We start from the raw sequence: 25001 nt of genomic DNA, 5'->3' as shown, positions 1-25001 counted from the left end.
GATCACGCCCGGCACCGGTCGATCAGTGCGGGCGCGATCCGGGTCAGCGTCAGCTGCCTGGTCACCGCGCCGATATCCTGGGCGACGCCGGGCATGCCATAGACGACGCAGCTGTCGCGATCCTGGCCGATGGTCATGCATCCCTTGCCGCGCATGGCGAGCAGGCCGTCGGCTCCGTCCCGGCCCATGCCGGTCAGGATGGCGCCCACCGCCTTGGCCCCGACCGTCTTGGCGACGCTGTGGAACAGCCGGTCGACCGAGGGACGATGGCCGCTGACCGGATCGTCGGGGATCAGGCGCGCGCGATACTGGCCGTCGACGCCGCCCACCTCCATGTGATGCGTGCCGCCGGGTGCCAGATAGACATGGCCCGCCACCAGCGGCTGGCCATGACGCGCCTCGGTCACGGTCGGCTTGGACAGCCGGTCGAGCCGGGCGGCGAAGCTGGTCGTGAAGGTGGCGGGCATATGCTGGCAGATGACGGTCGGCGGGCAGTTGGCCGGAAAGCCGCTCAGCACCTGGATCAGCGCCTCGACGCCGCCGGTCGACGCGCCGATCGCGATCAGCGAGCCGGGGATCGGCTTGAAATCGGCCATCGGCGTGGGCGCAGCGGGCGCCATGTCGCGCACGCGGATCCGGCGGCTGCTGGCGGCGGCCTTCACGCTTTCGGCGATGCGCGGGTCGATGCAGTTGGTCGCGGGCTTGGCGCAGCATTCGACCGCGCCCAGCTCCAGCGCGCGGATCGTGGTGTCCGCACCCGCCTGGGTCAGGGTGGAGAGCATGACGACCGGCATCGGACGCAGCCGCATCACACGCTCGAGGAAGTCGAGGCCGTTCATGTCGGGCATCTCGACGTCCAGCGTGATGACATCGGGATCGAGCGCCTTGATCATCTCACGTGCCTGGTGCGGGCCGTTGGCGGCGCCGACCACTTCGATATCGGGGTCGCGACTCAGCATGCCCGCGATCAGCGCTCGCATGGTGGGGGAATCGTCGACAATCAGGGTACGTACGGCCATCAGGATACTTTCTGGAAAGCGGTGCGACCGATGCAGTGAAAGCGCGCCGATACTTCCGGCGGGATGCGCTCGGCATGACCAATATAAAGGGTGCCGCCGTCGACCAGCTGGTCGGCGAAGCGGGCGAGCAATTGGGCTTTGGTCGGGTCGTCGAAGTAGATCATGACGTTGCGGCAGAAGATCACATCGAAGGGCCGCCGCATTGGCCAGTTGCGAAGCAGGTTGAGTTCACGAAACGCAATCGGGTTGCGCAGCGCGGGGAGCAGTTCGTCCGTATCGCCGACGCGGCGACACCAGGTCGATCGCATCGCGGCGGGCATGGCGCGGGTGGTGTCCAGCGGATAGCGGCCCGCGCGTGCGGTCGCGATCACGCTGGGCGACAGGTCGGTCGCCAGCACGCGGAAATCCTGGGTCGCCAGCTTCTCAGCGGCGCGGACATCCTGGCCCGCGATCGTCATCATCAGCGAATAGGGTTCCTCGCCGCTGGAACAGGCGGCGGACCAGACCCGCACCCGCCCGCCGCTCGCCAGACGCTGCGAGAAACCGGGCCAGAGCTGGTCGCGGAAATGTTCGAAATGATGATTTTCGCGGAAGAAGGAGGTGTGGTTGGTGGTCAGCGAGTCGACCGCTCGCGCCCGCTCGGCCGGATCGCTGGCGATCAGCGCGAGATAATCGGGGAAGTTGCTCAGCCCACAGGCGCGCAGGCGCCGGGCCAGCCGCCCATAGATCAGCTTCGCCTTGCTCTCGGGCAGCAGGATGCCCGATTCGGCGTAGATGATGTCGGCGATCGCGCGGTGGTCGGACGCCGAAAAGGCGAACTCCATCTCCCGCTGCGGTTCGCGCGACGCCAGGGCGGCGAGTGCGTTCACGCGGCCATGTCCTCGAGGAAGGCGCTCGGCCCGCGCCCGTCGCGGCGCCAGCGGCCGATCAGCGCATCGACATCGAGAATGAGCGCGACCCGGCCGTCGCCCAGGATGGTCGCACCGGCCAGCCCGTGAATGGCGCGGTAGTTCGCCTCCAGGCTCTTCACGACCACCTGACGCTGGTCCTGGATCGAGTCGACCATCAGCACCGCCTGACCCTGGTCGCTTTCGACCACGATCAGCACCGCGTTTTCGGGCTTGGCGATCGCGCCGGTCACGCCCAGTTGCTCGCCGACGCGGTGGACGGGGACATAGGTGCCGCGCACGTCGAGCAGCGGCGACTGGCCGCCCACGACATGCACCTCGTCGATGCCCGGACGCAGGCTCTCGACGATATGGGTCAGCGGGATGACGAAGGTCTGGTCGCCGACGGTGACGATCATGCCGTCGAGCACGGCAAGCGTCAGCGGCAGGCTGAGCGAGAAGCTCGATCCCTTGCCCAGTTCGGACTGGATGCCGATGCGGCCGCCCAGCGCCTGGATGTTCTTGCGAACCACGTCCATGCCGACGCCGCGGCCCGAAATGTTGGAGACGACGGCGGCGGTCGAGAAACCGGGGGCGAAGATCAGATTGTCGATCTCTTCCTCGGACAGCTGCGCATCGGGGGCGATGATGCCGCGCTCGATCGCCTTGGCCTTGACGCGCGCGCGGTCGATACCGCGTCCGTCATCGGCCACGGTGATGACGATCCGGCCCGACTGGTGCGCGGCCGACAGGGTCACGACGCCCTCGCCGTCCTTGCCCGCCGCCTTGCGATCGGCGGGGGTTTCCAGGCCATGGTCGACGGCATTGCGGATCAGATGGGTCAGCGGCTCGCCGATGCGCTCGACCACGGTCTTGTCGACCTCGGTCATCTCGCCCTCGACTTCCAGGCGGACACGCTTGCCGGTCTCGACCTCCAGTTCGCGGATGATGCGCGGCACGCGGCTGAAGACGGTCTTCATCGGCTGCGCACGGATCGCCATGGTCGAATCCTGAAGCTCACGCGTCAGGTGGTCGAGGTCGGACAGCTCGGGGATCGAGCCCATCTCGTTTTCCGACAGGCGTTGTGCCAGCATCGCCTGGGTGATGACCAGCTCGCCGACCAGGTTGACCAGCCGATCCAGCTTGTCGAGGTCGACCCGGATCGTCTGGGCGGCGGCGGCGGCGACACGCGGGCTGCTCGCCGCCTCGACCACCGACACGACCGGTGCGGGCGGAGCAGCCGGTGCGGGGGCGGGGGCCGCGGCCGGAGCAGGCGCGGCGATGACGGGCGCGGGCGTCGGTGCGGCGACCGGCGGCGCCACGGGCGCCGGGGCCGCGACCGGCAACGGGATCACATCGGCCATCGGCTCGGCAATGGCCGGTTCGACCACGATCTCGGGCTCGGCGAAGGCCATTGCGGAATCGGCGCGGGTGACGGTCAGACGGCATTGCGGATCGGCAAAATCGAAGACCGCGCGGATATCGTCCTCGTCCAGCATACCCGGCAGCGCCATGGTCACGCCGATATAGGCACGCTCGGCATCCAGCCCGTCGAGCTGCGGCAGCTCGGACAGGTCGGCCGCCAGCGTGCGACCGCCCATGCGCGACAATTCGCGCAACGCCAGCATCGGCTCGGCACCATGGTCGAAGGCACGCGGGCCGGGATACACCGAGACGATCCACTCGGCCGGGCCGGCGGGTTCGGCGGCGGGGGCCGGGTCCTCGAGCATCGCGAACAGCGCGTCGAAATCGTCCAGCGCGGCGGCGGCGACATCGGAGGTCGGGGCGGCGAAAGCGATATCGGCGACCGGTTCCGGCTCGGCGACGGCAGCCGCTGCGCCACCGATCTCGCCCTGGGCGGCGGCGGCCAGCCGGTCGAGCATCGCCTGGTCGGCGGGCATGCCGCCCTCGCCGCGTGCGGCGGCGACATGGTCGGCCAGCGTGTCGAACGCCGCGACGATCAGGTCGATCAGCGGTTCGCTCAGCGGCAGCGTGCCGTTGCGAATCAGGTCCAGCAGGGTTTCGTAATGGTGGGAGAAATGCTGGAGCCGCTCATGTCCGAAGGCGCCCGCCCCGCCCTTGATCGAGTGGACCGACCGGAAGACCGTGTTGATCGTCTCGTCATCGTGGCGGTCACGCTTCAGGTCGGCAAAGGCGGTTTCGAGCGCGCCGAGACCTTCTTCGCATTCCTGGAAGAAAATCTGCTGAATCTCGTCGAGGTTCATCGGTCAGGCCTTTCAGGCGGCGGCGACGAGGCTGTCGAGCCCCGCCAGCGCGATCATCGAAGCCAGCGGCTCGGATGGGCTGTTCAGTTCGAAATCGGTCGGGATCGACGCCGCCATCGCCTGGGCGCTGGCCAGCACCTGGAGGCAGGCCTGGCCCGCCTGCGCCACCTGCGACCCGTCGAGCGTGATCGGGTCGCCCGACGCGATCAGGTCGAGCAGCGCCTGACGCAGCGGAACGGCGGCGGCGGTGTCGAGCACGGGGGCAAGGGACAGAGCGGTCACGGCGAGACTCCAGTCGCGGGTTTCGGGGGGCAGCATGGCGCGAAGGTCGTTAAGAAAGCGTGGGTTAACCGAATTTTACGCTTTGCCCCCGGCCGGGCCGCCTGCGCATGCCGGGGGCGAGCCGATCAGAATTCGGTCCAGTCGTCGTCGCTGACCGCAAGCGCGGCATTGCCCATCGATGCGGGCGGGGCCTGAATCGGCGCCGGAGCGGCGGTCGGACGCCCGCCTTGCGCGATCCGGCGGCTGGCGGCGGCCACGCGCTGCTGCAGCTGATGGACCGGCTGGACGGGTGCGGGGAAATGGCCGGGCTGGTTCTCGATGCGGAAGCGCGAGATCTCGCGTGCCAGGCCATCGGCCTCGACCGCCAGCGAGCGTGCGGCGGCGGTGGCCTGTTCGACCATCGCGGCGTTCTGCTGAGTCACGCCGTCCATCGCGGATACGGCGGTGTTGACCTCCTGCAGCCCGATCGCCTGCTTCTCGGCCGAGCTGGCGATATTTTCGACCAGCGTGCTGATCTCGGCGATCTGGCCGATGATTCGCTCCAGCGCCTTGCCGGTTTCGCTGACCAGGCTGACGCCCGATTCGACCTGTTCGGAGCTGGCGAGGATTCGCGATTTCACGTCCTTGGCGGCGTCGGCCGAACGCTGCGCGAGCGCCCGGACCTCGGAGGCGACGACCGCGAAGCCCTTGCCCGCGTCACCGGCACGCGCCGCCTCGACGCCCGCGTTGAGGGCAAGCAGATTGGTCTGGAAGGCGATGCCGTCGATGACGCTGATGATCTCAGAAATTTCGCTCGACGTGCGTTCGATCCCGGCCATGGCATCGACCGCGCGGCGGACGATCTCCCCCGATTGCTGCGCCTCAATCCGCGCATCGGCGACGGCGCGATTGGCGCGATTGGCGCCCTCGGCGGTCTGGCGGACGGTCGAGGTGATCTCGTCCATCGCGGCGGCGGTTTCCTCCAGGCTGGCGGCCTGCTGCTCGGTGCGCTGCGACAGGTCGTCCGAGGCCTGGCGGATGTCGCTGGCCCCCGAATTGATGCCGTGCGTGGCGGCCGTGACGGCGCTCATGGCGCGGCCCATCGATTCCATCGCGCGGTTGAAGTCGACGCGCAGCTTGTCATATTCGGACGGGAAGGGGGTGAGGATGGTTTCGGTCAGGTTGCCGTCCGCCAGTTCGCCTAGGCCCTTGCCGAGCTCGTTGACGACGATCTTCTGCGCCTCGCCCGCCTTCTTCACCTCGGCGGCATTGCGACGGAAGACGTGCATCGCACGGGCCATCCGGCCGACACAGTCCCCATAGTCGTCATAGAGGATTTCGCGATGGACGTCGCCCGCAGCCAGCTGCTCCATGGTCACGACGCTGCTGACATAGGGGTCGCAGATCAGCTTGCGCGCGACCCGCATCGCAATCAGGGACACGACCAGCGCGATGGTGGCGAAGGCGACCGGCAGCGACAGCGAAAAGCCGCCTTGGGCAAGGATCGTCGCCATCAGTCCGACCGCGGCGAGCGTTCCGTAAAGACCGGTCAACACGTCGAATTTGAGACGAATCGGTGCCGTCTTGGCAAACCAGGACAACATAGCGGCGTAACCTCCAAAAACCTTTGAGCGAGCAGATGCACTCGCCGGGCGCAGCGGAGGGGTCAGACGGTCACCAAGGCCTCCGGCGTGTGACCATAATGGGCAGAAACGGTAAACATCCCGTTTCAGCTGCGTCACGACGCCGGAAGAACTTCGATGGATTATTGATTCACATTAAGATTCTCGGTCATGCCGTATGCCGACAATATCTCGATCCAATAGCCATCGGGATCGGTGATGAATGCGATGTCCTTCATCTTGCCGTCCTGGGGCCGCTTCTTGAACGTCACGCCCAGCGACTCGAACCGTTCGCAGGCGGCGGTGACATCGTCGACGCTGATCCCGATATGACCAAAGCCGCGCGGATCGCTGTTGCCGTCGTGATAGCCCTTGAAGTCGGGGTCCGACTCGGTGCCCCAATTATGGGTGAGCTCGAGCGTCGTCTCCCGGTTGAAGATGAACCGGGCGCGCTCGGCGGGGTCCTCCGGGATCGTCTCGCCTTCGCCCAGATAGGCGAGGAAATAGAGCGAGAACTGCATCTCCTCGAAGTCTAGCTTCTGGAGCAGGGTCATGCCCAGCACGTCCTGGTAGAAGGCGAGCGATGGCTTGGGATCGCGGATGCGCAGCATCGTCTGGTTGAGCGCGAAGCTTTCGGTTCCGGCGGGGCGGGTCGTCATCATGGGGTCCTTGTGAAACGGCAAGGCCCTCCGCCGCTGGGGACGAAGGGCCTCGGAGTGCGCGAAGCGGGACGGCTCAGGCGAGCGTCAGGCCGACATCCACGTTGTTACGAGTCGCGTTGGAATAGGGGCAGACCTCATGCGCGGCACGCATCAGCTTCTCGCCCTCGGCACGGTCGACGCCGGGGAGGTTCACGAGCAGGTCGACGGTGATGCCATAGCCGCCTTCCTCACGCGGGCCGAAGCCGACCTCGGCGGTGACGGTCGCATCCTGCGGGACCTTCACGCCTTCCTTGCCCGACACCGCCTTCATCGCGCCCAGGAAACAGGCCGAATAGCCCGCCGCGAACAACTTTTCCGGGTTGGCGCCTTCGCCGCCGGGGCCGCCCATTTCCTTCGGCACGACCAGCTTGACGTCGACCGAGCCGTCTTCCGACCGCGCCGCGCCGTCGCGACCGCCGGTCGCCGTCGCCTTGGTCTTGTAGATCACATTCACGCCCATGTTGCTCTCCTGTGGGTCATCGGGTCCAGAATCGGTTCGATGGCGTCAGCGCGTCAAGGCCCGGTGCGTTCCATCGCGACCCTATTACCGCGCCGTCGCCTGAATGGCATCGGGCGACCAGCCGCCGCCCATCGCCTGATACAAGGTGATATAGGCGGTGAGCTGATTGGCCTGCGCCTCGGCCAGTGCCAGTTCGGCGTTCAGCAAACCGCGCTGCGCATCCAGTTGTTCGAGATAGGAGGAATAGCCCGCGCGGTAGCGGTTGGAGGCGATGCGAAGCGCATCCGCCTGCGCCGCGCGCTGCCCGGCGAGCGCTACCGCCTGTTCGCCCGAGCGGCGGACCGAGGCGAGGCTGTCGTCCACCTCGCGAAACGCGGTCAGCGCGGTGCGGCGATAGGCAAAGGCGGCCTGGTCCCGCCGTGCCGCGCTGGCATCGGCCTGCGCCCGCAACCGCCCGGCGTCGAAGATCGGGGCCAGCACGCTGCCACCGATCGAGAAGATGGTGATCGGGTTCTTGAGCGCGCTGGACAGCACGACGCCCGCCGAGCCGGTCAGCCCTAGGCTGGGCAGCATCGCCGCGCGCGCACTGTCGAGCGAGCGGTCGGCGGCGACCAGCGCCTGTTCGGCCTGGAACAGGTCGGGGCGGCGGCGCAGCAGGTCGGACGGCAATCCATCGGGGATGGCGGGGCGGACCAGCCGATCGATCGGCAGCCCGCGCGGGATCGGGCCGGGCGCGCCGCCGATCAGGACGCTCAGGGCATTCTCCTGCCGCGTGACGGCCAGCCGGGCGGCGGCGACCAGCTGCTCGGTCGCGCGATACTCGCCCTCCGCCTGTCGCAGTTCCAGGTTGGAGGTATAGCCCGTCGTCGCCCGCCGCCGCGCGATGCGCAGCGCATCCGTGCGGGCCGCCAGCGTTTCCTCGGCGATGTGCAGCCGGTGGTCGAGCGCGCGCAATGTAACGTACCCGCTCGCCACCCCGGCGGCGAGCGCCAGGCGCACGGTGTCCCGCGCCGCCTCGGTCGCCAGCAGCTGCGCCCGTGCGGCGGCACGGGCGTTGCGCAACCGTCCGAACAGGTCGAAATCATAGCTGGCCTGGACCAGAGGCTGCGACCCGAACTGGTCGAGTCCGGTGCCGAAGGCGGTGACGGTGCGCCCCTCGGTCAGCGGCAGACCCGCCGTGACGTTCGGCGACAGCTGCGCGCGGGCCAGCCGTTCCTGGGCGCGCGCCTCCTCGATCCGTGCCGCCGCGCTGCCCAGATCGGGGCTGTCGGCCAGCGCGCGGGTGACAAGCGCGGTCAGTTGCGGATCGCCGAACGCCTGCCACCAATCGGCCGCGATCGGGCTGCCCGGCCCCAGCGTGGTGCGCCAGGCGGGCGGCGGCACCACGGCGCTGGCCGTCGGGGCGGCGGGACGCGGCCCGATGCACCCGGCGAGGAGCAGCGCGGCGGCGATGGGGAAAGCGGCGTGCTTCATCGGACCTGCGGCCCGCCCGCCGTGTCGACGCTCGCCTGCACTGACATGCCGGGGCGCAGGCGCGCGGCCAGGGGCTGGCCCGGATCGACGCGAATCCGCACCGCGATACGCTGCGGCACCTTGGTGAAGTTGCCGGTGGCGTTGTCGGACTTCAGCACCGCGAATTCGGACCCGGCGGCGGGCGATATCCGCTCGACATGGCCCTTCAGCCGGGCGTTGCTCAGGCCGTCGACGGTGAAGCTGGCGGGCTGTCCCACCGCCATGCGCGCGGTCTGTGCTTCCTTGAAATTGGCGATGACCCAGGTTTCGGGCGGCACCAGGAACATCAGCTGCGAGCCCGCCGTCACATATTGGCCCAGCCGCACGCCGACTTCGGACAGGCGGCCATCCTCGGGCGCGCGGACGACGGTGTTGGCGAGGTCGATCTGCGCCAGCCGCCGTGCGGCCTCCGCGCCCGACACGCCCGCCTGCTGCCCGCCGCGTCCGACCTGGACGGTGCGCACATCCTGCTGGGCAATCTCCCGCGCCGCCTTGGCCTGACGCAGTTGCGCTTGGGCCTGGCGGAGCGCGGCAAGCGTCTGGTCGCGTTCGCGCAAGGATACCGAGCCGTCGGTGACCAGGTCATTGACCCGCGCCATATCAGCCTGGGCGCGCATCAGCTGCGCCTCGGCATTGGCGACGGCGGCGTCCTGGGCTGCGAGGCTGGCGGTGCGCGACGCCTGGGCCTGGCGGCTGTTGGCGAGCGTGGCGGCCTGCGCCTCCACCTGTGCGGTCGCCTGATCGACGCGCTGGCGATAGATGCGGTCGTCGATCCGCACCAGCGGCTGACCGGCGCGAACCGTCTCGAAATCCTTGACCAGCACCGCGGTGACGTAACCGCTGACCTGCGGTGCGATCACCGTCGTCCGGCCGCGGACATAGGCATTGTCGGTCGACTGGCGATCGCTGGAAAAGGGCGGCAGCCGCCACGCCGCCAGCACCGCGGCGATCCCGCCGATGACGAGCAGCGCGATCAGCGCGCGCGACCGCCACCCGCCCGATGGCGGACGCCAGCCCGACGATGGAGCAGGCGGCGGCACCGGCGTCGGAGGGGGCGGGGGCACCCCCGCTTCGGCGGCGGCTTGCTCGGTCATCGGGGTGGGGGAGACGGGCGATCGTGTGTCGGTCATGACTGCACCTTGGCCGCCGCACGGGCGCGGCGCGCACGCCGCCAGGTCAGCAGCGCGAGGAAAAGGGTAACGGCCGCCGCCAGTGCGGCGACCAGTCGGAAGACGTCGTTATAGGCGCGGATATTCGCCTCGCGCGTGGCGGCCTGCGACAGGAGCGCCGCGCCCTCCGCCCGGGCCAGCGTCGGATCGCCGACCACGCCCGACACCCGTGCGCCGCCCGCCGCGATACGCTGCGTCACCTGTGGGTCGGTGGGATCGATATTCTGGACGATGGCGGCGCTGTGCGCCTTTTCGCGGACCACCTGATAGGTGCCGAGCAGGGCAGTGCCGCCCAGACTGCCGACCGAATTGAGCATCCCGAACAGCGCGATGAAGCTGATGACATGTCCGGCCCCCTGTTGCAGCGCGCGGGTCATGCCGAACAATAGCGACGGGCCGAGGAAGAAGGTGGTCGAAAAGGCGATCACCGCCTGGGTCGCGTACAGCTCGGGCGCACGGGTGAGATTGGTTGAGAAGCTGTCGGCATAGGCGGCGATGGCGACCAGCCCGATCGCATACATGATCGGGTGGGTCAGCTTGGTCGGGTTCAGCGTCACCGCGCTCATGACGACACCCGCGACCGAGGCGATGAAGGCGATGGTGAACAGCGTGCCGAACTGGTCGTTATTTTGGCCCAGCGCGGTCAACAGGCCGACCGCGCCGAAATTCTGTTCGGAAAACACGATGCGCGCCATCAGCGTGACGATGGCGAAGCGCACGATGTCGATCGACCCCAGCCAGCGTGTGTTGAGCAGCGGATTGGCCCGGTGATGCTCGATCCACAGGGCGAGCGCCAGGAGCGGGATGGCGATGACCAGCGCCCAGCCGATCCATGCGGCCTGCGTCCACCAGACCAGCCGCCCCTGGCCCAGCACGGCGCAGAACAGCCCGATGGCGGGCGCGTAAAGCACGAAGGTCAGGAAATCGAGCGGTTCGAACGCCTTGAGTTTCTGCGTCGGCGGCAGGCGCAGCGCGATGATCGAGGCCAGGCTGATCGCCGCCAGCCCGAACTCGAACAGGTACAGCGTGCGCCACTGCGACATGGCGAGCAGCTCTGGCGAGAAGAGCCGGGCGAGCGGCGTCGCGCATTGCGGCACGCCGATGCCCAGCACGATCGCCTTCAATCGCCACTTCGCCGGCAGCGCCTGCATCATGTAATAGAGGCCCAGCGACGACAGCGCCGCCGCCGCCATGCCGCTGGCCCCGCGCACCGCGATGGCGGTGGCGAAATCGCGCACGAACAGATGGGCGAAGGCGAGGATCGTGTAGAGACCCGAGAACAGCAGCGCGAAGGGGCGCAGGCCGAATTGCTGGCGGAACTTGATCAGCAGCAGGTTGATCGACGCGTTGGTCATCACATAGGCGATGGGCAGCCACGCGATTTCGGTCGGATCGAGCCCCAGTGCGCCCTGGAGCTGGATGGTATTCACCTGGACCAGCGCATTGCCCAGCCCGCCGGTCAGGCCGATCAGGACCGCGATCACGCCATATGCGATGCGCCGCCGGTTGGGATGATCGAAATTGCCGGGCGAGCCGGGAATGGTCGGCCGCTCATGGGGAGCGAAGGACCATTCCTCCTCGCTCCAGAATTGCCGAAACCGCGATGCCATCCCCGTCCTTTCGTCCCGTCGCGCTGAACGCGCAACCCGCCGACTCGGGTGCGTCCGGGAAAGCGCACCGTCATCGGCCCCAAAGAATGGGGGATTTCTAAGGTGTTGCCGGGTCGTTTGACGCCGATGGTTTGGCGGGCGGCCATCCGCCTTCATGCCCCGGCCTGGCTTATTGGCCGTCCAGCATCGCCCTGATCCGCGCCGCCAGATCGGCAAAGTCGAACGGCTTGGTGATCAGCGCCACCCCGGCGTCCAGCCGCCCGCCATGGACGATCACGTCGCGGGCATAGCCGGTGGTGAACAGCACCTTCAGCTCGGGATGCAGCGACCGCGCGGCCGAGGCCAGGTCGGCTCCCGTCATCCCGCCGGGCAGCACCACGTCGGAAAACAGCAGCGCGATCCGCGACGCGTCGGGCGCATCGAGCAGGGCGAGCGCCGATGCCCCGTCCTCCGCCTCGATCACGTCATAGCCCAGTTCGCGCAGCGCCTCGGTCGAATAGCGGCGGACATCGGCGTCGTCCTCGACCACCAGGATCGTCTCCGACCCGCGAACGGGATGCGCGGCGACCTGGGGCAGGTCCAGCGGTGCGGTCACCTCGCCCTGGAAGCGCGGCAGGAACAGGGTGACGCAGGTGCCCTCGCCGGGGCGCGACTCGATCTGCACCTGCCCGCCCGATTGCTTGGCAAAGCCATAGACCATCGACAGGCCCAGGCCGGTGCCCTTGCCAACCTCCTTGGTGGTGAAGAACGGTTCGAACACGCGGCCGAGCGTCGCGCGGTCCATGCCGGTGCCGGTGTCGCTGACGTCGATGGCGACATAATCGCCCGGATCGGTGGGATAGGGCACCGGCCCCGCCGCCATCGTCGCCTGTCCATCCAGCGTGGCGTTGCGCATCGTGATCGACAGGGTGCCGCCATGCGGCATCGCGTCGCGCGCATTGACCGCCAGGTTCAGGATCGCGCTTTCCAGCTGGTTGGGGTCGGCCTCCGTGACCCACAGATCGGGCGCGGATTTGACCGACAGGCGCACCTGCTCGCCCAGTGTCCGGGTCAGCAGGTCGGACAGGCCGTCGACCAGCCGCCGTGCATCGACCGATTGCGGGGCCAGCGGTTGCCGCCGCGAAAAGGCGAGCAGTCGCTGGGTCAGCGTGGCGGCCCGCCGCGCGCCCGTCATCGCATTGGTCGCGGACCGTCTGGCGCGCGGATGCTCGCCCTCCGGCAGGAACCGGTCGAGCATCTCCAGATTGCCGACCACGACCTGGAGCAGGTTGTTGAAGTCGTGCGCGATGCCGCCGGTCAGCTGGCCGACCGCCTCCATCTTCTGGCTTTGGCGCAGCTGCGCCTCCATGTCGTGCAGTCGTTCCTGTTGCGCCAGCCGTTCCGAAACATCGGTCGCGAACTGATAGGCACCGATCGGCGTCCCCTCGGCCGAGACCAGCGGGCTGAAGCGTAGTTCGTAATGGTGCCGCGTGCCCGTCAGATCGTCGAGCGCCTGGATGACCGAAAACTCCTCCCCCGCCAGCGCGCGTGTCCAGTAATCGCGCATCACCGTCAGGATCTCGGGCCGATCGGCCATCGCCTCGGCCTTGTGCTGGCCGATCTGCGGGCGGGTGCCGAAGATACGCTCGAAATCCTCGGCGGCGGCGCGGTTGATCGCCAGATAACGATGGTCGAAGCCCAGCACCTGGACCAGCGTGCCGGTGGAATCGATGATGTCGGCGAACAGCTTGCGCTCGGCCAGCGCCTCCATCACCCGGCGCTCCAGCACCGCATTGACGTCGCGCAGCGTCGCCTCGGCCCGGCGGCGCTCGTCGATATCCACGACCGTTCCGATCATGCCCAGAAAGGCGCCGTCATCGTCGAAGCGCGGCACGGCGGACGCCATCACCCAGTGATAGCCGCCCTGCGCCTGCGCCAGCCGATATTCGGTCTGGAAGGCGCGCGGCCCGACCATCGCCTCGCGGAACGCCCGCTCCGCCGATGGGCGGTCGTCGGGATGGAGCATCTCGGCCCAGCCGAAATGCAGGCCCTGTGCGACGTCCTGCCCGGTCTGCACCTGCCAGGCACTGTTGATATAGGTGCAATGGCCGTCGGTGTCGGTCACCCATATGACGATCGGCGCATGGTCGGCGACGTTGCGGAACCGCGCCTCGCTCTCGCGCGCGGCGGACAGTGCGATCTCGCGATCCTGTCGGTCGCGCATCCGGGCGCTGCTGTCGATCACGGTCGCCAGAATGCCCGCCGGGCGGCCGCTTTCGTCGGCGATGGGGGTATAGTCGAGGTCGAGCCAATGCTGTTCGGGCACGCCCTTGCGATCGAGCATCATCGCCTGGTCGCGATAGGCCAGCGTGCGGCCGGCCAGCCCCTCGGCGATGACCTGGGCATTGAACGCCGCCGCCTCGGGCCACACCCCGACCAGAGGAACACCCAGCATCGCCGGATGCCGGTCACCCGAAAATTCGGCATAGCCGGCATTGTAGATCAGGATGCCTTCGGGGCCCCAGATGGTGGCGATCGGTATCGAGGAGGCGAGCGCGATGGCGATCGCCGTCAACCGGCTCTGCGGCCAGGTGGCGATCGGCCCCAGCGGCGTCGCGGCCCAGTCATGCCCCGCGATCAGCCGACCCATCTCGCCGCTGCGCGCCAGAACAGCGGCAAAACCGGCGGGGATGTCGGCAGGGTCGTGGGCAGTCGCGATCATCCTCGGTCCGTCCCCCTCGAAACCTGGCATGTCTGCCGCTGTAGCGTTGCTTTGACGGGAGGAATAGAGGGGGTGGGCGGTATCTTGCTCTGGATGGATGCAAATGTTCCCGGCCCGCCCTTGGTCTTGCCGCAAACTCTCCGACATTATGATGAACGGTCGTCATGGTAGCGACATTTTGGCCGGGCATCCGAACCCGATCGCAGGACGCACTTTGTCACGGAGCCGATAGGCAATTGTGATGTTGGACTGCTAAAGGTCGGACAAAGACAAAGGAGAGACAGGCATGAGCGCCCATGTTCACCCCGTTCCCGAATGGGCCGATAGCGCGTCCATGGATGCGGAACGTTACGCCCGGGCCTATGAGGCGGCGAAGACCGATCCCGACGGCTATTGGCGCCAACAGGCCGGGCGGCTGGACTGGATCACGTCCTTCACCAGCGTGAAGGACACCAGCTTCGCCGAGGCGGATTTCCGCATCAACTGGTTCGCCGACGGACAGCTGAACGTCGCGGCCAACTGCATCGACCGGCATCTCGAAACGCGCGCCGATCAGGTCGCCATCCTGTGGGAAGGCGATGCCCCCGGCACCGATCGCCGCATCACCTATCGCGAGTTGCACGAGCAGGTCTGTCGCCTCGCCAATGCGCTGAAGGGGCTGGGCGTTGCCAAGGGCGACCGCGTCACCATCTATCTGCCGATGATCCCCGAGGCCGCCTTTGCGATGCTGGCCTGTGCGCGGATCGGCGCGATCCATTCGATCGTATTCGGAGGTTTCTCGCCCGAAAGCCTCGCCAACCGTATCGTCGATTGCGATTCGCGCATCGTGATCACGGCGGACGGCGGCTGTCGCGGGGGCAAGGCGGTGCCGCTCAAGGCCAATGTCGACGCCGCACTGGACCATGACGGTGTCGTGGTCGATCATGTCGTCGTCGTCCGCCACAGCGGCGTGGACGTGACCATGAAGGATGGCCGCGACCAATGGTATGGCGATCTGGTCGACGCGGCCTCCACCGACTGCACGCCTGAGCCGATGGGGGCGGAGGACCCGCTGTTCATCCTCTATACTAGCGGATCGACCGGCAAGCCCAAGGGCGTGCTGCACAGCAGCGGCGGCTATCTGCTCTGGGCGTCCTACACCCACCAGCATGTATTCGATTATCGCGAGGGCGAAATCTTCTGGTGCGCCGCCGATGTGGGCTGGGTCACGGGGCATAGCTATGTCGTCTATGGCGCGCTCGCCAACGGCGCGACGACGCTGATGTACGAAGGCGTGCCCAACTATCCCGATTTCAGCCGCTTCTGGCAGATCGTCGACAAGTACCAGGTCGCGACCTTCTATGCCGCGCCGACCGCGCTGCGCGCACTGATGCGCGAGGGTGACGAATGGGTGAAGAAGACCGACCGCTCGTCGCTTCGCGTGCTGGGCTCGGTCGGCGAGCCGATCAACCCGGAAGCCTGGGAATGGTATCACAAGGTGGTGGGCGAAGGCCGCTGCCCGATCGTCGACACCTGGTGGCAGACCGAGACCGGCGGCCACATGATCGCGCCGATCCCCGGCGCCGTGGCACTCAAGCCCGGCTCGGCCACCCTGCCGCTGCCCGGCGTGCTGCCGCAGATCGTCGATGCCGAAGGCAAGGTGCTGGACGGCGCGGTCGAGGGCAACCTCGTCATCGCCGACAGCTGGCCGGGGCAGATGCGCACCGTTTGGGGCGATCATGACCGTTTCTTCCAGACCTATTTCACCACCTATCCGGGGAAATATTTCACCGGCGACGGATGCCGCCGCGACGAGGACGGCTATTACTGGATCACCGGCCGGGTCGACGACGTCATCAATGTCTCCGGCCACCGCATGGGCACCGCCGAGGTCGAATCCGCGCTGGTCGCCCATGCCAAGGTCGCCGAGGCGGCGGTGGTGGGCATGCCGCATGACGTGAAGGGGCAGGGCATCTATGCCTTCGTCACGCTGAACGCGGGCGTCGAGGAAGACGAGGCACTGCGCGCCGAGCTGGTCCAGTGGGTGCGCCGCGAGATCGGCCCGATCGCCACGCCGGACGCGCTGCAATTCGCCCCCGGCCTGCCCAAGACCCGCTCGGGCAAGATCATGCGCCGCATCCTGCGCAAGATCGCCGAGAACCAGGTCGATGCACTGGGGGACACCTCCACGCTGGCCGATCCGGCGGTGGTGGATCATCTGGTCGCCAACCGGATCGAACCGGGCAAGAAGGCGGCGTGATGTGGGACGGGGCTGCCGGTTATCCAGCAGCCCCGCAATTCCCCTGGCCTTCGATTTCGTTCAGGCTGAACGGAGCGAGGGAATAAGGCCTCTCATACAGACCTCCGTTCAGCCTGAGCGAAATCGAAGGTTACGCCCCAACGCCAACCTCAGGGCGCCTTGCGCACCGGTGGCAAGGCCGCACAGATATCCACACCCCCCGCAGGCACGGTGAAGAAGTCGTTCTTCCGATTCTCGCGCCCCTTGATCCACGCGGCGAAGCGTGGCGACACGGTTTCGCGATACTGGAAATGCGGCCGCTCGGCAGCGGGGATGTCGCTCGCCAGCCGTGCCGAGACGATTCCCAGCCGCTGCCCCTCATCCTTGTAGAAGCCCAGATCCCCCGTCCCGCGCGGCAGGGTGGAAAGCGCATCCATCCCGTCGACCACCCGGCCGACCACCGCGATGTTGCGGTCCAGCCCACGCGGCGAGTGGCCGATGATCGCGTAGAGTTCGGCTCCCGACCCCGTGCTGGGCGCCAGATCGCGGGCGACGCCGACCATGCCATAGCAATGCGGCACCCACTCGCTGGCCGCATCCCCCGCCAGTGGCCAGCCGTCACGGCTATAGCCCGCCCAGGCGGCATAGGGATCGGGCTTGCTCAGCCGCGCCACCGCGCTGTTGCCGGAGCGTATATATTCGGCCGGAGGATTGGCGACGATGCCGGTCGGCAACGGCTTCTTCTCGGTCGCGTCGCCCCATTGCGCGACGTAATTCTCCTGCACGCGGTAGACGCTCGTCCCCGCGTCCCACCAACGCGCCCGCGCCAGCGCCCTGATATTGGCGACATGGACCGGCGCCTGGGCAGGTGCCAGCCGCAGCGTCACCGTCCGCCCATTGGCCAGGGTGAAGACCAGCAGCTCGTCATCGGGCACCGCGATCCAATCGCCGGGCAGCGGATCGCCCGCCTGCGCGGCAGGGGCGGGGGAGGGCGAAGCCTGCGCCAGAAGCGCGGCGAGCAGAAGCGCGATCGTCATCAAGCAATAGACTGCCCCAGCCGACCGATACACGCAATCGCTTGCGCGCCGCGAGGAAGCGCATTAGGGCCGCGTCTTCCAGGCATGGACTCATGCGGAGCGGTGGCCGAGTGGTCGAAGGCGCTCGCCTGGAAAGTGAGTATACGGCAAAACCGTATCGAGGGTTCGAATCCCTCCCGCTCCGCCATTATCCCCGAAGTTTCGTCTCAGCGCTCGACCTTGTGGCTTTGCCCCAGGCGTAGCGTCATGCCCCACAGGGCCTGGACCGCAGGCCCCCCATCCTCCATCTGGCCGGGCAGCATCGCGACCAGTCCGCGCGCCAACGCCAGTCCCAGATCGCCCAGGTCCAGCGAGAAGCAGGTGAGGTCGGGGGTCAGCGCGCGGCAGGCAGGGTTGTCGCGCAGGCCGATCACCGCGACGTCGCGCCCCGGCTCCAGGCCCAGGCGGCGCAGCGCGCGATAGGCTCCGACGGGCGCGGTCTCACCCATCAGCAGCAGCGCGGTCGGGTGGTCGGGCATGGCCATCAATTCGCTGGCCGTCGCCTCGCCGTCGCTTTCGTCGGTTTCGCCATGATGGACGAGCGCAGGGTCGAAGGGAATGTCCGCGCGGGCCAGCGCATCGCGATAGCGTTCGACCACGATATGGCTGTTGTTGATCGTCGCTGGCGGCGCGACCAGGCCGATACGGCGATGCCCGGCCTTGGTCAGCAGCGTCATCGCGTCGGCCATGACGCCCTCGAAATCCAAGTCGATCCAGGCATAGTCGCGCGCGATCGCGGTGCGGCCCAGCGCGATGAAGGGAATGTTGCGGTCGAGCAGGAAGGGGATGCGCGGATCGTCATGCTGCGTCCCCGACAGCACCCAGCCATCCACCGTCCCGCGTGAGACGTGGCGGCGCAGGAAGGTCAGCGCATCCTCGCCCTTGCGCGCCAGCAGCACGACGAGATCGAGGTCATGCTCGCTCAGGCCGTTCTGCAACCCCTCGAGCAGCGCCATGAAGAAGGGGTCGCCATGGATCGCGCTGTCATGCTCCAGCGTCAGCATGAAGCCGACCGTGCCGGTGCGCCCGCTGCGCAATGTCCGCCCCGACTGGTTTGGGATATAGCCATGCTTGGACGCCGCCTCGACCACCCGCTGGCGGGTCGCAGGGCTGACGTCCTTGCGATCGTTCAGCGCCCGCGACACCGTGCCGATCGATAGCCCCAGGTGACGGGCAAGTTCGCGTATATCCATGCGCCCTTTGATCGCGGCGCGCCTCGTTTCGCACAAGCCCTCCAAATGCTCCTCGTGCGGGGCGGGGTCGAGCGGGCTGCAAACAGATCATTGACAGGAGAACGGAATGTGTGGATACCCGTAAACGTTTACGGCCATCGAAGAATGGCGGCAAGAGGATCGGGTCGCTTTGGACACGCTTGTTCTGGAAGCTCGCGCGATCGCGTGGAGCTATAATGGGGGGTGGTTGCGGATCGAGGCGCATGGGCCGCACGGCCTGCGCCTGCGCGCATCGCCCTTTCCCGATTCCGGGGCACGCGCCGGGGCGCTGCTCGATGACGGTGCCGCTGCGGGTGCCGATCCGATCGTCACGCGGGACGGCGCGACCGCGCGGATCACCCAAGGCCGGATCACAGCCGAAGTCGACCTGCAGGGGCGTGTCCGTTTCTTGAATGCGGAAGGCGAGTTGCTGCTGGAGGAAAAGTGGCGGCAGCGCGACACGATCAGCAAATTCTGGACGGTCGGCACCGAAGAGGTGCGCACGATCAGCGCGCTGGGGCTGGCCGGGCGTGAGTTCAAGCCGCTAATTGGCGACACCGCGCGCATCACCGTCCGGTTCGAGGCCAAGAGCGGCGAGCGACTGTACGGCATGGGCCAGTACCAGCAGCCCAATCTGGATCTCGCCGGATGCACGCTGGAACTGGCGCAGCGCAATTCGCAGGCCAGCGTGCCCTTCGTGGTGTCGAGCCATGGCTATGGCCTGTTGTGGAACATGCCTGCGGTCGGCGCGGTGCATTTCGCCGCCAATGGCGCGACCTGGACCGCCGAGGCCGCGCGCGAGATCGATTACTGGATCACTGCCGGCGACACGCCCGCCGACATCGTGCGCAACTATGCCCAGGTGACGGGCACGGTGCCGATGATGCCCGACTATGCGCTGGGGCTGTGGCAGAGCAAGCTGCGCTACCGCACCCAGGACGAGTTGCTGGCGGTGGCGCGCGACTATCATGCACGCGGGATTCCGCTGGCGGTGATCGTCGCCGACTTCTTCCACTGGCCGGTGCAGGGCGACTGGCGGTTCGATCCGCGCGAATGGCCCGATCCCGCCGCGATGACCGCCGAGCTGAAGGCGATGGGCACCGAGTTGCTCGTCTCGATCTGGCCGACGGTGGATCATCGGTCGGAAAATTATCCCGAGATGGTCGAGAAGGGCTATCTGGTACGCTCCGCGCGCGGGCTGGACGTGCAGCAGGAGTTTCTGGGCAATACCCGCTTCATCGACGTCACCCATCCCGGCGCGCGTGCCTTTTTGTGGGACCGGGCGAAACGCAATTACCGCGACAAGGGTGTGGCGCTGTTCTGGCTGGACGAGGCCGAGCCCGAATATAGCGCCTATGACTTCGACAATTATCGCTATCACAGCGGCAGCGTGCTGGAGGTCGGCAACGCCTATCCGCTCCATTACGCGCAGGCCTTTTACGATGGCCTGGCGGCCGAGGGCGAGCGCGAGATCGTCAGCCTGATCCGTTGCGCCTGGGCGGGCAGCCAGCGTTACGGCGCGCTCGTCTGGTCGGGCGATATCCATTCCTCGTTCGAGGCGATGCGCAACCAGCTGAGCGCCGGGCTGAACATGGGGATGGCGGGTATCCCGTGGTGGACGACCGATATCGGCGGCTTTCATGGCGGCCATGTCGACGACCCGGCTTTTCACGAACTGATGATCCGCTGGTTCCAATGGGCGGTGTTCACGCCCGTCCTGCGGATGCACGGCCACCGCGATCCCGTGACCCCGCCGCCCGAGCCGTTCCGCGACGGCGTGGCGCAATGCGACACGGGCGCGGGCAATGAGCTGTGGAGCTTCGGAGAGCGGGTGTATGAGGTGCTGCGCTGCTATGCGGGACTTCGCGAGCGTTTGCGGCCCTATATCGCCGGACTGATGCGGGCGGCCCATGAACAGGGCGATCCGCTGATGCGGCCGATGTTCTATCACTATCCCGACGATCCGCGCTGCTGGGCGGTGGACGACCAGTATATGTTCGGCCCCGACCTGCTCGTCGCGCCGGTGACGGCGGCGGGCGTCGGCGAGCGGTGCGTCTATCTGCCCGACGGGATATGGCGGGACGCCTGGACCAAGGAGCGGGTCGAGGGCGGCGGCCATATCTGTTGCGCGGCACCGCTGCACCGGATTCCGGTCTTCATCCGCGACAGCGCGGAGGTGATGGCGGCGTTCGACAAGAAACAGTGATCGGCCAAGCATCGGTCATTTCATCGGAGCCGTCAAAAGACGGACCAGAACGGGAGGGTATAGGGCATGGCGGCATCGATGGCGGATCACGCCATGGCGGCGGATAGCGGGCAGCGACACGGCACCCCCGCGCCGATCCCCCTTGCTTCCATCCCGTTCGTCGAGAAGATCTGTTACGGCTTCGGCGATGCGGGCGGCACCATCGTCACCGGGCTGATCGCCAATTTCCTCACCTTCTACTATACCGATGTCTTCGGGCTGGCGCCGGGCATCGTCGGCGTCCTGTTCCTGTCGCTGCGCATCTTCGACGCGGTATCCGATCCCCTGATCGGGATCATGGCCGACCGCACCACCACCCGCTGGGGGCGGTTCCGGCCCTATCTGCTCTGGACCGCGATTCCGGTGGGGCTCAGCTGCTTCCTGACCTTTCAGGCCCCCGACTTCAGCTATGACGGCAAGGTCGCCTATGCCGCGATCACCTATTTCCTGCTCGCGCTGTCCTATTCGCTCAACAACGTGCCGTACTGCGCACTGATCACCCGGATGACCGACAGCGAGCGCGAGGGTGTGTCGTGCCAGTCGGTGCGCTTCGCGATGGTAGCGATCGCGTCCTTCTGCGTCTCCGTCGGGTTGCCGATCCTGGTGCGCCATCTAGGGGGCGCGGACATCGCGCGCGGTTACCGCGACGGGGTCGCGATCCTGAGCGCCGCCGCGGTCGTCATGTTCCTGATCTGCTTCCTGTTCGTGCGCGAACGGGTGGTCGGAGCCGATACCGCGGACGTGCCGCTCAAGGTCGCGATCGCCAACACGCTGAAGAACGACCAGCTGCGCTGGACCTTCCTGATGACGCTGCTGCTGATCGCGATCTTCAATACCAAGGGCGGCGCGGCGCTGTACTTCATCACCTATGTGCTGAAGGGCGATGCGACCTATCAGGCGCTGTTCTTCGGCACAGCGACGGCGGGCGGGTTCCTGGGTTCGATCGTGGTGCAGGCCTTCACCCGGCGATACGACGTGCGCAGCATCTATATCTGGGTGAATCTGATCCTGGTCGCCGGACACTTCGCCGCCTTCTTCGTGCCGGGCGAGTATCCGACCCTGTGGCTGGTGCTGGTCGGGCTGTGCTGCGTCGTGCTGGGCTGTACCCTGCCGCTGCACTTCACCCTGATCCAGTTGGCCGACCAATATGGCGAGTGGAAGCTGGGGATGCGCTCCTCGGGGATGAGCTTTGCCTTCAACCAGTTCTTCGTGAAGCTGGCCTGGGCGGTGGCGGGCGCGTTGATCAGCGGGGTGCTGGTCGCCGTGTCGTACAAGGCGGGCGCGGGCAACCAGACGGCGTTGTCGCTGACCGGCATCCGCCTGTTGTCGACGATCATCCCCGGCCTGATGCACCTGGCGCTGGCCTTTGCGATTTCCCGCCTGATCCTGAACCGCGACACGATCGCCCGCATGACCGCCGCGCGTACCGTATGACCCCTATTCCGGAGCCCCGCCTCATGACCCAGCCGCTTCGCCGTTCCGCCTCCGTCCTGATCGCTGCGCTGCTCGGCTCGGTGGCCATGCCCGCGCTGGCGCAGGAGCGGATGACGGTCGATCTGGCCAGCGACACCGGCGCCTTTCACGGCGGCGCGTCGGGCACGCTGTACGGCCTCTACGATGCGCGGCTGCCGCATCCCAATCTGGTCGAGGGCATCGGGCTGCGGACCGTTTCGACCAAGGCGCAGGACGGGCCGCAGCATCCCGGTGCCGATGCGCTGGAGGTGTCGACGCTGCTCACCGATGCGTCGGGCGGCGACACCTATATCTACATGACCGACATCAACCGCGAATTCCCCTATGATTGGAAGACCGGCGACTGCGCCCAGTCGGTGACCAACTATATCGAAAAGCTGCGCGCGCAGGTGCGTCAGGTAAAGGGCATGGCGCCGCGCTACCGCGACCGGATCGTCTTCGTCCCCTTCAACGAGCCCGACGGCAACATGTTCGCCGAAGGGCCCAAGAGCTGCAACAATGTGCGCTGGCAGAAGGACCCGACCGCGTTCAACGACGCCTGGGACCGGGCGGTGCGGATGATCCGCCAGGAACTGCCCGGCGCGCGGATTGCCGGGCCGAATACCAGCATCCTCTATCCGGAGGTCGAGGGTTTCCTGCGCCACGCCATCGCGGCCGACACCATGCCCGACATCGTGACCTGGCACGAACTCAGCAACCCGGCGGCGGTGCGGACCAGCGTACGCAAATATCGCGAATGGGAGGACCGGCTTTTCGCGGGCACGAAGTGGCAGGGCCGCCATCTGCCGGTGAACATCAACGAATATGCCTATAACTACCACACCTCGGTCCCCGGCCAGATGGTGCAGTGGGTCGCCGCGATCGAGGATTCCAAGGTCGATGCCGATATCGCCTATTGGAATATCGACGGCAATCTCAGCGACTCCGCCGTCCAGGCCAATCGCGGCAATGGGCAATGGTGGCTGCTGAACGCCTATGCGACGATGAGCGGCCACACCTTGGCCGTCACCCCGCCGCATCCCGACCAGAGCTATACCTTGCAAGGTGTCGCGACGCTCGATCCCGCGCGCCGCCAGATGCGCCTGCTGTTCGGCGGCAAGTCGGGTGACGCCACCATCGCGCTGATGCATGTGCCCGCCAGCTTCGGCGGGACGGTGCGCGTCCGCGTGCGCGAGATCGACTGGACCGGGCAGCTGGGCGACGCTTCGCCGCCGGTGGTGGTCGGCGACCGCGTGGTGCCGGTGAAGGACGGACAGATCGACCTGACCTTCGGCCGCGATGGCTGGCCCGCTTTGCGCGAGGAAGCGGCCTATGAACTGGTCCTGTCCCCCGGACAGGGCGTACGCCCCGCCGCCGTCGCCCCCCGCTGGCGGCAGGATTACGAAGCGGAAAAGGCGACCCGGCAGGGGCAGGGCCTGACCGTGCGCGGGCCGGAGGGTTCGCCCGATCATGTCGACCGCTTCCATGTCTCGAACGGCTATCTGGTCGAGGGGTTCAAGACCGGGGCCGACGCCGCGCTCGACTTCGCGGTCGATGTGCCGCGCGACGGCCGCTACGACCTGCGCGTCCTCGCCAATAGCTTCAACAAGGATCCGCTGGTCGAGCCGCAGGGGGCAACCAACGTCTTCCTGCGCATCGACGGCAAGCCGGGAGGCGAGACCGAGCTGTTCCTGCCGCTGGGCTACAAGCCCGCTGTGCTCGACCATGCCGATACGGTCGTCAACCTGACGCGCGGTCGCCATGTCCTGACGCTCGCCACCCGCAGTCTGGACGGCACGCGTAGGACGCAGGGCAATGCGATGGTCGATCGCATCACCCTGACCGCCGCCGATCCCGCCGTGACCGCCACGCGCTATGACGTGGCGGATGCCGTGGTGAAGGGCGACGGCGCGACCTTCTGGGTCTATGCCGCGAAGGACGGACTGGCGCGCCTGAGCCCCGAGGTCAGCGGCGGCGCTGTGCGTATGGCGGTCAACGGCCGTGCGACGAAGGGCCGCGCCTTCCTGCTCGGCGGGATCAATAAGGTGGTGCTGACCACCACGGGATCGGCGGCTGTTCGTGGCCTGTCGGTGACGCCGGAGAACGGCCCCGCGCCCTATCTCTACGAGGCGGAGGATGCGCAGGTCGCCGGGACCGCACGGATCGCTGCGGCTTCGCGGGCCAGTGGCGGCCGGGCGGTGTTCGCCATCGGCGGCGCGCCGGGCAACGGCAACACGCTGACCTTCCCCAGGGTGATGGCGCCGCGTGCAGGGACCTATGCGCTGACGCTACGCTTCTCGAACGAGGAACAGGCCAAGGCGACGCACTATAATCCCGATCCGCTCGCCCGCATCGCGCGCATTTCGGTGAACGGCGGCAAGCCGATGCTGGTCAGCGCGCCGCACAGCTTCAACGCCAACAACTGGTGGGAGATGACCGTGCCGGTGGCGCTGAAGGCGGGGGCCAACACCATCCGCATCGCGGGCGAGGAACAGCCCAATTGGGACGGCCGCACTTATGCCTCACAGAGCTGGCCGGGTGTCCAGCTCCGCTCGGCCTATGCGCCCAATATCGACCGGGTCGCTGTTACGCCGATGCCCTGAGGGCGGACCTGCCATGACGGGCCGTCGTG

Annotated in this window: 17 protein-coding genes and 1 tRNA gene; 5 read left to right on the top strand and 13 right to left on the bottom strand. The window is 67.4% G+C overall.

Annotated elements, in window-relative coordinates; translation table 11 throughout:
* Positions 1–2 precede the first annotated feature (2 nt).
* The 11 genes from ACWKSV_RS11915 to ACWKSV_RS11865 all read right to left on the bottom strand — a co-directional run bounded on the left by ACWKSV_RS11915 (position 3) and on the right by ACWKSV_RS11865 (position 14167).
* Positions 3–1019 carry a protein-glutamate methylesterase/protein-glutamine glutaminase gene (locus tag ACWKSV_RS11915; RefSeq protein ID WP_042485438.1) on the bottom strand — a complete coding sequence of 339 codons (1017 nt, stop codon included), beginning with the start codon at positions 1017–1019 and terminating at the stop codon, positions 3–5.
* Positions 1019–1888 (bottom strand): CheR family methyltransferase, encoded by an 870-nt coding sequence (locus ACWKSV_RS11910; RefSeq protein WP_172839597.1) that lies wholly within the window; start codon positions 1886–1888, stop codon positions 1019–1021. Before ACWKSV_RS11910 ends, ACWKSV_RS11915 begins: the two co-directional genes overlap by 1 nt.
* Positions 1885–4131, bottom strand: coding sequence for a chemotaxis protein CheA (locus tag ACWKSV_RS11905; RefSeq protein WP_076713987.1), 2247 nt, complete (start codon positions 4129–4131; stop codon positions 1885–1887). Before ACWKSV_RS11905 ends, ACWKSV_RS11910 begins: the two co-directional genes overlap by 4 nt.
* Before the next feature lie 12 nt (positions 4132–4143).
* Positions 4144–4449: an STAS domain-containing protein gene (locus ACWKSV_RS11900; RefSeq protein ID WP_056435631.1), complete on the bottom strand. Its 306-nt coding sequence runs from the start codon at positions 4447–4449 to the stop codon at positions 4144–4146.
* Between the two features lie 89 nt (positions 4450–4538).
* Entirely contained in the window at positions 4539–5996 is a 1458-nt protein-coding gene (locus ACWKSV_RS11895) for a methyl-accepting chemotaxis protein (RefSeq protein WP_191864642.1), read from the bottom strand.
* Between the two features lie 161 nt (positions 5997–6157).
* Complete coding sequence (gloA, locus tag ACWKSV_RS11890; protein ID WP_076713983.1) at positions 6158–6676, bottom strand: lactoylglutathione lyase; 519 nt, start codon at positions 6674–6676, stop codon at positions 6158–6160.
* Positions 6677–6749: 73 nt separating this feature from the next.
* Entirely contained in the window at positions 6750–7175 is a 426-nt protein-coding gene (locus ACWKSV_RS11885) for an organic hydroperoxide resistance protein (RefSeq protein WP_076713981.1), read from the bottom strand.
* 84 nt (positions 7176–7259) lie between these two features.
* Positions 7260–8648, bottom strand: a complete 1389-nt coding sequence (locus ACWKSV_RS11880) for an efflux transporter outer membrane subunit (RefSeq protein WP_076713979.1) — start codon at positions 8646–8648, stop codon at positions 7260–7262.
* On the bottom strand, positions 8645–9817 hold the full coding sequence (locus ACWKSV_RS11875) for an HlyD family secretion protein (protein WP_056435617.1): 1173 nt from the start codon (positions 9815–9817) through the stop codon (positions 8645–8647). Before ACWKSV_RS11875 ends, ACWKSV_RS11880 begins: the two co-directional genes overlap by 4 nt.
* The gene (locus ACWKSV_RS11870) at positions 9814–11466 is read right to left on the bottom strand and encodes an MFS transporter (protein ID WP_056435614.1); all 1653 of its coding nucleotides are present in this window, start codon (positions 11464–11466) and stop codon (positions 9814–9816) included. The genes ACWKSV_RS11875 and ACWKSV_RS11870 overlap by 4 nt, the downstream gene beginning before the upstream one ends.
* 169 nt (positions 11467–11635) lie before the next feature.
* On the bottom strand, positions 11636–14167 hold the full coding sequence (locus ACWKSV_RS11865) for a PAS domain-containing protein (protein WP_076713977.1): 2532 nt from the start codon (positions 14165–14167) through the stop codon (positions 11636–11638).
* Positions 14168–14453: 286 nt separating this feature from the next.
* On the opposite strand from ACWKSV_RS11865, the gene acs reads away from it, so the two are divergent.
* Positions 14454–16406: an acetate--CoA ligase gene (gene acs / locus ACWKSV_RS11860; RefSeq protein WP_076713975.1), complete on the top strand. Its 1953-nt coding sequence runs from the start codon at positions 14454–14456 to the stop codon at positions 16404–16406.
* A gap of 149 nt (positions 16407–16555) precedes the next feature.
* Here acs and ACWKSV_RS11855 read toward each other — a convergent pair whose 3' ends face one another.
* Positions 16556–17422 carry a peptidylprolyl isomerase gene (locus ACWKSV_RS11855; RefSeq protein WP_076717714.1) on the bottom strand — a complete coding sequence of 289 codons (867 nt, stop codon included), beginning with the start codon at positions 17420–17422 and terminating at the stop codon, positions 16556–16558.
* A 96-nt stretch (positions 17423–17518) separates the two neighbouring features.
* On the opposite strand from ACWKSV_RS11855, the gene ACWKSV_RS11850 reads away from it, so the two are divergent.
* A tRNA-Ser gene (locus ACWKSV_RS11850) sits at positions 17519–17609 on the top strand.
* 19 nt (positions 17610–17628) lie between these two features.
* Here the strand turns inward: ACWKSV_RS11850 and ACWKSV_RS11845 are convergent.
* Positions 17629–18654: a substrate-binding domain-containing protein gene (locus tag ACWKSV_RS11845; RefSeq protein ID WP_083706505.1), complete on the bottom strand. Its 1026-nt coding sequence runs from the start codon at positions 18652–18654 to the stop codon at positions 17629–17631.
* 169 nt (positions 18655–18823) lie between these two features.
* Between ACWKSV_RS11845 and ACWKSV_RS11840 the strand changes: the two genes are divergently transcribed.
* The 3 genes from ACWKSV_RS11840 (at position 18824) to ACWKSV_RS11830 (ending at position 24972) form a co-directional block, all read left to right on the top strand.
* Entirely contained in the window at positions 18824–20878 is a 2055-nt protein-coding gene (locus ACWKSV_RS11840) for a glycoside hydrolase family 31 protein (protein ID WP_076713973.1), read from the top strand.
* Positions 20879–20944: 66 nt separating this feature from the next.
* Positions 20945–22351, top strand: coding sequence for an MFS transporter (locus tag ACWKSV_RS11835; protein WP_483666801.1), 1407 nt, complete (start codon positions 20945–20947; stop codon positions 22349–22351).
* Between the two features lie 23 nt (positions 22352–22374).
* Positions 22375–24972, top strand: coding sequence for a carbohydrate-binding protein (locus ACWKSV_RS11830; RefSeq protein WP_076713972.1), 2598 nt, complete (start codon positions 22375–22377; stop codon positions 24970–24972).
* The last annotated feature ends 29 nt before the right edge of the window (positions 24973–25001 follow it).

Source organism: Sphingomonas sp. SphC10 (assembly GCF_057004845.1).
This window is presented reverse-complemented; position numbering and strand designations above follow the sequence as displayed.

Coding starts and splice junctions, on each gene's coding strand:
- ACWKSV_RS11915 (WP_042485438.1), bottom strand. CDS start 1,019: ATGGCCGTACGTACCCTGATTGTCGACGATTCCCCCACCATGCGAGCG.
- ACWKSV_RS11905 (WP_076713987.1), bottom strand. CDS start 4,131: ATGAACCTCGACGAGATTCAGCAGATTTTCTTCCAGGAATGCGAAGAA.
- ACWKSV_RS11900 (WP_056435631.1), bottom strand. CDS start 4,449: ATGCTGCCCCCCGAAACCCGCGACTGGAGTCTCGCCGTGACCGCTCTG.
- ACWKSV_RS11895 (WP_191864642.1), bottom strand. CDS start 5,996: ATGTTGTCCTGGTTTGCCAAGACGGCACCGATTCGTCTCAAATTCGAC.
- gloA (WP_076713983.1), bottom strand. CDS start 6,676: ATGATGACGACCCGCCCCGCCGGAACCGAAAGCTTCGCGCTCAACCAG.
- ACWKSV_RS11885 (WP_076713981.1), bottom strand. CDS start 7,175: ATGGGCGTGAATGTGATCTACAAGACCAAGGCGACGGCGACCGGCGGT.
- ACWKSV_RS11880 (WP_076713979.1), bottom strand. CDS start 8,648: ATGAAGCACGCCGCTTTCCCCATCGCCGCCGCGCTGCTCCTCGCCGGG.
- ACWKSV_RS11875 (WP_056435617.1), bottom strand. CDS start 9,817: ATGACCGACACACGATCGCCCGTCTCCCCCACCCCGATGACCGAGCAA.
- ACWKSV_RS11870 (WP_056435614.1), bottom strand. CDS start 11,466: ATGGCATCGCGGTTTCGGCAATTCTGGAGCGAGGAGGAATGGTCCTTC.
- ACWKSV_RS11865 (WP_076713977.1), bottom strand. CDS start 14,167: ATGATCGCGACTGCCCACGACCCTGCCGACATCCCCGCCGGTTTTGCC.
- acs (WP_076713975.1), top strand. CDS start 14,454: ATGAGCGCCCATGTTCACCCCGTTCCCGAATGGGCCGATAGCGCGTCC.
- ACWKSV_RS11855 (WP_076717714.1), bottom strand. CDS start 17,422: ATGACGATCGCGCTTCTGCTCGCCGCGCTTCTGGCGCAGGCTTCGCCC.
- ACWKSV_RS11845 (WP_083706505.1), bottom strand. CDS start 18,654: ATGGATATACGCGAACTTGCCCGTCACCTGGGGCTATCGATCGGCACG.
- ACWKSV_RS11835 (WP_483666801.1), top strand. CDS start 20,945: ATGGCGGCATCGATGGCGGATCACGCCATGGCGGCGGATAGCGGGCAG.
- ACWKSV_RS11830 (WP_076713972.1), top strand. CDS start 22,375: ATGACCCAGCCGCTTCGCCGTTCCGCCTCCGTCCTGATCGCTGCGCTG.